Below are 7,042 nucleotides of genomic sequence, written 5' to 3' on the forward strand. Positions count from 1 at the left end.
GGCTTCGGCGGCTTTCTGCTTCAGTCGGCAGGCGGCGGACAAACCAGCAGGGCCGGCGCCGACGATGACGACGTCGAACTCCATAAATTCGCGTTCCACAGGCTATCTCCTACTCAAGGCTCTCTAATTTTATTTGGCGGGCAGGCTCGTTCCTTGAGCGATGCTGGCGCATTATATCCAGGCCCCGGGAATGGGCCAATACAAACGTTTGTTTGAATTTTCTGTAGGGCTGCTAGAATCTTACTACATCAGCGCGGACGATTGGCCGTCTCGCTGTATTGACCAGGCCAGGTGGTGCGGTCAAGATACGGGCGCTTTTGGGTCCGCCGTTATAGGTTGATCCCCGGTTCCGGCCGGTCTGCAGCCCCCGCCATGTTCGCTTTTGGCGACATTCTTATTCACCGGAGAGTAACGAGGAATCCATGAAGGTTCTTGTAGCTGTCAAACGAGTGGTCGACTACAACGTCAAAGTTCGCGTCAAAGCGGACAACAGCGGCGTTGATCTTGCCAACGTCAAGATGTCGATGAACCCCTTCTGCGAAATCGCCGTGGAAGAAGCTGTACGCCTGAAAGAAAAAGGCGTGGCGAGCGAAATCGTCGTCGTAACCATCGGTCCCGCCACTGCTCAAGAGCAGCTGCGTACCGCTCTGGCTCTCGGCGCTGACCGTGCCATCCTGGTTGAATCCAACGATGAGCTGAACTCTCTGGCTGTGGCCAAACTGCTCAAGGCAGTGGTCGATAAAGAACAGCCGCAGTTGGTGATCCTGGGTAAGCAGGCGATCGACAGCGATAACAACCAGACTGGCCAGATGCTGGGCGCCCTGACTGGTTTCGGCCAAGGCACCTTCGCTTCCAAAGTCGAAGTGGCTGGCGACAAGGTCAATGTGACCCGCGAAATCGACGGCGGTCTGCAGACCGTTGCGTTGAACCTGCCGGCTATCGTGACTACCGACCTGCGCCTCAACGAGCCGCGCTACGCGTCGCTGCCGAACATCATGAAGGCCAAGAAAAAGCCGCTGGAAACCGTTACCCCGGGCGTCCTGGGCGTTTCCACCGCTTCCACCGTCAAGACCCTGAATGTCGTAGCGCCTGCTACCCGCAGCGCCGGCATCAAGGTCAAGTCCGTGGCTGAACTGGTCGAGAAACTGAAGAACGAAGCGAAGGTAATCTAAATGGCTATCCTGGTTATCGCTGAACACACCAATGCCGCTCTGGCTCCTGCCACGCTGAACACCGTAGCTGCCGCTGCGAAAATCGGTGGCGACATTCACGTGCTGGTTGCCGGTAGCGCTTGCGGCGCTGTTGCCGAAGCCGCTGCCAAGATCGCTGGCGTGGCCAAGGTACTGGTTGCCGACAACGCCGCTTTCGCCCACCAGCTGCCGGAAAACGTCGCGCCGCTGGTTGCCGAGCTGGGCAAGGGCTACAGCCACATCCTGGCTGCCGCCACCAGCAACGGTAAGAACATCCTGCCGCGCGTAGCCGCTCAGCTGGACGTGGATCAGATCTCGGAAATCATCGCGGTTGAAAGCGCTGATACCTTCAAGCGTCCGATCTATGCCGGTAACGCCATCGCTACCGTGCAGTCCAGTGCTGCCGTGAAAGTGATCACCGTGCGTAGCACCGGTTTCGACCCGGTGGCTGCCGAAGGCGGCTCCGCTGCCGTTGAAGCCGTTGCTGCTGGCGGCGACGCGGGCAAGTCGGCTTTCGTCGGCGAAGAACTGGCCAAGTCCGATCGTCCAGAACTGACCGCTGCCAAGATCGTCATCTCCGGCGGACGCGGCATGCAGAACGGCGACAACTTCAAGCACCTGTACGCCCTGGCCGACAAACTCGGCGCAGCCGTTGGCGCTTCCCGCGCCGCGGTCGACGCAGGTTTCGTCCCCAACGACATGCAGGTCGGTCAGACCGGCAAGATCGTTGCTCCGCAGCTGTATATCGCCGTCGGTATCTCTGGCGCTATCCAGCACCTGGCCGGCATGAAAGATTCCAAGGTGATCGTTGCGATCAACAAGGACGAAGAAGCGCCGATCTTCCAGGTGGCCGATTACGGCCTGGTGGCTGACCTGTTCGAAGCCATCCCCGAGTTTGAAAAACTGGTTTAACCCAGTCTTCTGCTCCCAACAAAAAAACCGCTCATCGAGCGGGTTTTTTGTGTTCAGCACATCCATGTGCTTCACCCCTTCGGGGCTTGCGCGCAAAAACGCTCCTGGCGTTTTTGTGGCCTGCCATCCTTGGCGGCCACCCTGCGGGCCGTCGCTGCGCGACGTCAAAAATGGCTCCCGGCCATTTTTTGTTTTCGGGCTTAGCTGCGGTTGGTATCCAGAAAGGCTCGGTAATGCTGCGCGGTTTGCTCCGGGCGTTCGATCATGGGCGCGTGGCCGGTGGCCGGCATGACGACCACTGTTGGCTTGCGCAGCAGCGCTCGCATCACCTCGGTGCTGGACACATGCAGGGCACGATCCTCGGCGCCCCAGATCACCAAGGTGGGCGCCTGAATCTTGCCCAGCTCGGGTTCCAGCGGAATATAGCGCTCAAGCAGATGACTGAATACCTGCTCATAGTGGGCACTGTTGTTGATCGCCTGCTCGGCGAAATAACCTTTGAGCGACTCGGGCAGTGCCGGCGGCTCGACAAAGACGAATTCGAGCAAGCGTTGGAAATCCTCGGGCCGTTTGACCACCAGCGGGTTGGCCGCGCCGCGTTCGAGTAGCTGCCGCAGCTCGCTGGGTTGCGGCGAGCTGATGCCGGCGTTATCCAGCAAGGCCACCGACAGCACTTGGTCGGGGTAGCGCGCCGCATACAACGCGCTGATATGCCCACCCATGGAGTTGCCGATCAGGTGCAGCTTGTCGATCTGCAAGGCCTGCACCACGCTGGCCAGGCGCTCGGTCTGGGTGCCGACATCGTAGCTGCCAGTGGGCCAGCTACTGGCGCCGAAGCCCGGCAGGTCGATGGCGATCACCCGGTAGTCCTGGCTGAAAAAACGCGCGAAGCGCAGCCAGTTATCCTTGTTGGCGGCAAAACCGTGAACCATCAATATGCTTTGTGCATCGCTCGGGCCGCCCTCGTAGTAATGAATGCTAAGATCGCCAACCCTGATCTGCTTGAGGCTCAGACCGGCTCGTTGCCGCTCCACCAGCTGCATGCTGGTCAACAGGGCGGCTGGCGACAGGTAGATCAGGGCCGCTGCAGCGACCAGCAGCAGGATCAAAGCGGAAATGAGTTTTTTCATGACGAGTCTTTATCGCGAATAATTATGGGCGCGTATTAAGCTAGCACGAAGCCCCCGTCTTCCAGTGCCTGGCCATAGATGCCCATCGAAGGTTAAGTCGAGAAGTTGCCAATGTTAGAGCCTGGTTTATTGAAGTCTTTGCTGTTGACGCTCGGTCTGCTGGCGCTGCCGGGGTTGGCCGCTGCCGCCGGCAAATGCGAGCGCCTGGTGGCGACCGGCAACCCCGACTATCCGCCTTATCTATGGCGTGATCCGCAGAACCCGCAGCAACTGATAGGCGCCAACGCCGACCTGCTCCAACACCTGGCTAAAGAGCTGGGACTGGTGGTGGATATCGCCTATAGCGGCCCCTGGGCGCAGGCCCAGGATGAGGTGCGCACTGGCCGGATCGATCTGCTGGCCGGGGCCCCACTGACCGCGCCGGGCCTCGAGGTGATGGACTATGTGCACCCTGCGCTGTATTTCAGCCCCAGCGTGGTGTGGGTGCGCAGCGGCGCGGAGTTCCCCTACAGCGGTTGGCAGGATCTACCCGGACACAAGGGCGATACCCTGCTCAATAGCAGTTTCGGTGCGCCCTTCGATGCCTATGCCAAGAGCAACCTGAGCCTGGAAGGGAATGCCAGCCTGACCCAGGCCTTGCAGAAGCTGCTGCTCGGCCAGACCGACTATGTGCTCTACGAGCGTTATCCTGGGCAGGCGCTGGCCGATACCCTGGCCATGCAGGATGACCTGATAGCGCTGGAGCCGCCGATTTCCAGCGAGGGTTTGCACCTCACGTTGTCGCATAACTCGGCCTGCAACGACCCTTGGCTGCGCGGCATGTTGGCGAAGAAAATGCTCGAGGCGGTTGCCGCCGGTGTGCCTGAAACCTTGCTGCAACGCAATTTGCAGCGTTGGAAAGAGCAACAGTTAACGCCTGTCGGCGATGTCAAACAGTAGGGAAATCTTGTGATCTATCGACCTCTTTGCGCCATCGTGCTGGCGCTGCTGTTCAGTGCCTGCGCCAGCGATCCGGTGCCCACCGAGCAATTACGCCTGACCGAGCAGGCATTGACCCAGGCCCAGGCTCTGGGGGTGACGGCAGAGCAATCCGCGCCGTTGCGCCAAGCCGAGGAGAAGTATGCCCGGGCGCAAGCGGCCATGCAGGACGCGGACTACAAGCAGGCACGTATCTATGCCGAACAGGCCGAACTGGATGCGCGTTTGGCCGAGGCCCAGCACCTGACGGCGAAAAGCCAGGAACAGCTGGCCGAATTGAGCAACCGCATCAACCGCCTGCGCCGCCAGCTGGGAGGCTTGCAATGAAACACTCCCTGAAGCTGCTTCTGTTGGCTATAACGGCGGCCACCCTGACCGCTTGCGCCTCCCATTCCGACAGCGAACAGGCGTTGGTGGCGGCCCAGGCCAGTTACCAGAAGGTCAAAGAAGACCCCGATGTGCTGCGCAGCGCGGCCAAGGACCTGATCCGCGCGGGCGAATCGCTGGCCCGGGCCGAGCGCCTGTCGAGCTATTGGGGCAGCGCCGATGATGTGGCGCACTACGCTTACCTGAGCCAGCAATACAGCGAGATTGCCGGGCAGAAGAGTGCGTTGAACCTGCATCAGGAGCGGGCGGTCAAGCTCGAGCTGGAGCGACAGCGTCTTCAGCTGGCGTTGCGTGAGGCCAAGTTGCTCAGCGTGCAGGAGCAAAGCAACTGGCTGGAAGAACAGATGGTCAGCCTGGCCACCACCCAGAGCGAGCGCGGCCTGGTGATGACCCTGGGCGATGTGCTGTTCGATGCCGGGCGCGCCGACCTCAAGGCCTCGGCCAACCGCACCGTGCTGAAACTGGTGCAGTTCCTGCAGCTCAACCCGCGCCGGGTGGTACGCATCGAGGGCTATACCGACAGCCGCGGCGAAGTGCAGGAAAACCTCGAACTATCCCGCGCCCGCGCGCAGACCGTGGCGGATGTATTGATCGACCTGGGTATCGAGGCCAAGCGCATCGAGGTGCAAGGTCATGGCGACAGCTTCCCGGTGACGGAAAATGCCTCGGAAAAAGGTCGGGCGCAGAATCGCCGGGTCGAGATTGTCTTCTCCGATGAGCAGGGCCATTTAGGCTCCGAACGCTGATCGGAACAGCGTCAAAGGCCCCGGCTTGCCGGTAATGCCGTTCACTTAAGCCAAGTGAACGGCATTTTTTGTGGCTTGCCATCCTTGGCGGCCACCCTTCAGGCCGTCGCTGCGCGACGTCAAAAATGGCTCCCGGCCATTTTTTGTAGCCCGGATAAAATCCGGGGCACTATCGACGACCCTCCCGGATTGCATCCGGGCTACGTTCGACGCGGTGCTTGTGACAAGCAGCCCGGCGCTTGATTGAACCGCTACAGTCCTGGCGAAGTGACACTGTATCGCCCACAATTTAGTGAGCTGTACCGGTGCAATTCAAAGAGGCCGGTTTACTGTTACGGTTCAGTAATGCGGGAATGCAGCCATGACCAATCTGTTGCTCTATCAGCGTATCGCCCAGCAACTGGCGGAAGATATCCGCCGCGGCGTCTACCAGCCGGGCGAGCGGGTGCCCTCGGTGCGCAAGATGAGCGCGCAGCTCAGCGTCAGTCATGCCACCGTGTTGCAGGCCTACGCCAACCTGGAAGACCAAGGCCTGATCCGCGCGCGGCCGCAGTCCGGCTTCTATGTGCACCAGACTCCGGCGTTGACCGCGCCGACCCCGGATATCGCCCGGGTCGAGCGACCCAGCCTGGTCACCCGCAGCAGCATCATCAATCAGGTACTCACCGAGTCGCGCCGCGAAGGGGTGTTCCCCTTGGGCGCCGCGGTACCCCATGTCGACTACTTGCCGGTGCGCGCCCTGCATCAGCAACTGGCCAAGGTCACTCGCTTCCATAGCGCGCGGGCCTTCAGCTATATGTTCAGTCCGGGTTTCGAGCCGCTACGTCGGCAGGTGGCGATCCGCATGCGCGATGCCGGGGTGGTGGTCGACCCCTCCGAGGTGGTGATCACCCACGGCTGCGTCGATGCCCTGCAGATGAGCCTGCGGGTGCTGACCAAGCCCGGCGATCTGATCGCCGCCGAGTCGCCGACCTATTACGGCCTGCTGCAACTGGCCGATCTGCTCGGCCTGAAAGTCATCGAAATCCCCAGCGATCCCACCACCGGCATCAGCCTGGAGGCCCTGCAACTGGCCGCCAACCAATGGCCGATCAAGGCCATGGTGCTGACTGCACGCCTGAGCAATCCCCTGGGCGGCAGCATTCCGGAGGAGCGCCAGCGTCAGTTGCTGCGCCTGGCCGGCGATTACGATATCCAGATCATCGAGGACGATATCTACGGCGAGCTGATGTTCGAGTCGGGGCCGACCAAGGCGCTCAAGTCCTATGACCGCGGCGGCCGGGTGGTGTACTGCTCGAGCTTCTCCAAGACCCTGTCGCCCGGGGTGCGCATCGGCTGGATCATCGCCGGCAAGTACCAGGACGAGATCCAGCGCCTGCAGACCTTCAGCACCCACTCGGCGTGCAGCGTGACCCAGATGGCGGTGGCCGCGTACCTGGAGAACGGCGGCTACGACCGCCACCTGCGTTATATCCGCCAGGAATACCGCAAGAACCTCAGCGCCTTCCAGCTGGCGGTGCAGCAGTACTTCCCCGAAGGCACCCAGATGAGCCGGCCTAAGGGCGGCTTTATCCTCTGGGTCAGCCTGCCGGCGCGGGTCAATACCAAGGACCTGCACCTGCGCGCCCTGCAGCAGGGCATCAGCATCGCGCCGGGGTTGATCTTCAGTAATACCGAGCAGTTCAACCACTGCATCCGC

Annotated in this window: 8 protein-coding genes; 6 read left to right on the forward strand and 2 right to left on the reverse strand. The window is 61.2% G+C overall.

Annotation, left to right across the window (positions count from 1 at the left end; genetic code table 11):
* A partial coding sequence (locus tag Q8Q83_RS16590) for an FAD-binding protein (protein WP_305625240.1) occupies window positions 1–99 on the reverse strand: 99 nt, incomplete at its 3' end.
* Between the two features lie 323 nt (window positions 100–422).
* Between Q8Q83_RS16590 and Q8Q83_RS16595 the strand changes: the two genes are divergently transcribed.
* The gene (locus Q8Q83_RS16595) at window positions 423–1,172 is read left to right on the forward strand and encodes an electron transfer flavoprotein subunit beta/FixA family protein (RefSeq protein ID WP_305625233.1); all 750 of its coding nucleotides are present in this window, start codon (window positions 423–425) and stop codon (window positions 1,170–1,172) included.
* Window positions 1,173–2,102 (forward strand): electron transfer flavoprotein subunit alpha/FixB family protein, encoded by a 930-nt coding sequence (locus tag Q8Q83_RS16600; protein WP_305625234.1) that lies wholly within the window; start codon window positions 1,173–1,175, stop codon window positions 2,100–2,102.
* A gap of 200 nt (window positions 2,103–2,302) precedes the next feature.
* On the opposite strand, the gene Q8Q83_RS16605 is transcribed toward Q8Q83_RS16600, so the two are convergent.
* Window positions 2,303–3,232 (reverse strand): alpha/beta fold hydrolase, encoded by a 930-nt coding sequence (locus Q8Q83_RS16605; protein ID WP_305625235.1) that lies wholly within the window; start codon window positions 3,230–3,232, stop codon window positions 2,303–2,305.
* A 111-nt stretch (window positions 3,233–3,343) separates the two neighbouring features.
* Here Q8Q83_RS16605 and Q8Q83_RS16610 point away from each other — a divergent pair, with 111 nt between their 5' ends.
* The 4 genes from Q8Q83_RS16610 to Q8Q83_RS16625 form a co-directional block, all read left to right on the forward strand.
* Window positions 3,344–4,171: an ABC transporter substrate-binding protein gene (locus tag Q8Q83_RS16610; protein WP_305625236.1), complete on the forward strand. Its 828-nt coding sequence runs from the start codon at window positions 3,344–3,346 to the stop codon at window positions 4,169–4,171.
* A 9-nt stretch (window positions 4,172–4,180) separates the two neighbouring features.
* A complete protein-coding gene (locus tag Q8Q83_RS16615; protein WP_305625237.1) occupies window positions 4,181–4,537 on the forward strand; it encodes a DUF4398 domain-containing protein in 357 nt (118 codons plus the stop codon).
* Window positions 4,534–5,343, forward strand: coding sequence for an OmpA family protein (locus Q8Q83_RS16620; protein WP_305625238.1), 810 nt, complete (start codon window positions 4,534–4,536; stop codon window positions 5,341–5,343). Before Q8Q83_RS16615 ends, Q8Q83_RS16620 begins: the two co-directional genes overlap by 4 nt.
* 361 nt (window positions 5,344–5,704) lie before the next feature.
* Window positions 5,705–7,042: PLP-dependent aminotransferase family protein (locus Q8Q83_RS16625; RefSeq protein ID WP_305625239.1), on the forward strand; the 1,338-nt coding region annotated here is incomplete at its 3' end.

It is taken from the genome of Pseudomonas sp. (assembly GCF_030696055.1).
GTDB lineage: Bacteria > Pseudomonadota > Gammaproteobacteria > Pseudomonadales > Pseudomonadaceae > Aquipseudomonas.

Excerpts from the sequence above, each read along its gene's own strand:
- Q8Q83_RS16595 (WP_305625233.1), top strand. The coding sequence starts at position 423 with ATGAAGGTTCTTGTAGCTGTCAAACGAGTGGTCGACTACAACGTCAAA.
- Q8Q83_RS16600 (WP_305625234.1), top strand. The coding sequence starts at position 1,173 with ATGGCTATCCTGGTTATCGCTGAACACACCAATGCCGCTCTGGCTCCT.
- Q8Q83_RS16605 (WP_305625235.1), bottom strand. The coding sequence starts at position 3,232 with ATGAAAAAACTCATTTCCGCTTTGATCCTGCTGCTGGTCGCTGCAGCG.
- Q8Q83_RS16610 (WP_305625236.1), top strand. The coding sequence starts at position 3,344 with ATGTTAGAGCCTGGTTTATTGAAGTCTTTGCTGTTGACGCTCGGTCTG.
- Q8Q83_RS16620 (WP_305625238.1), top strand. The coding sequence starts at position 4,534 with ATGAAACACTCCCTGAAGCTGCTTCTGTTGGCTATAACGGCGGCCACC.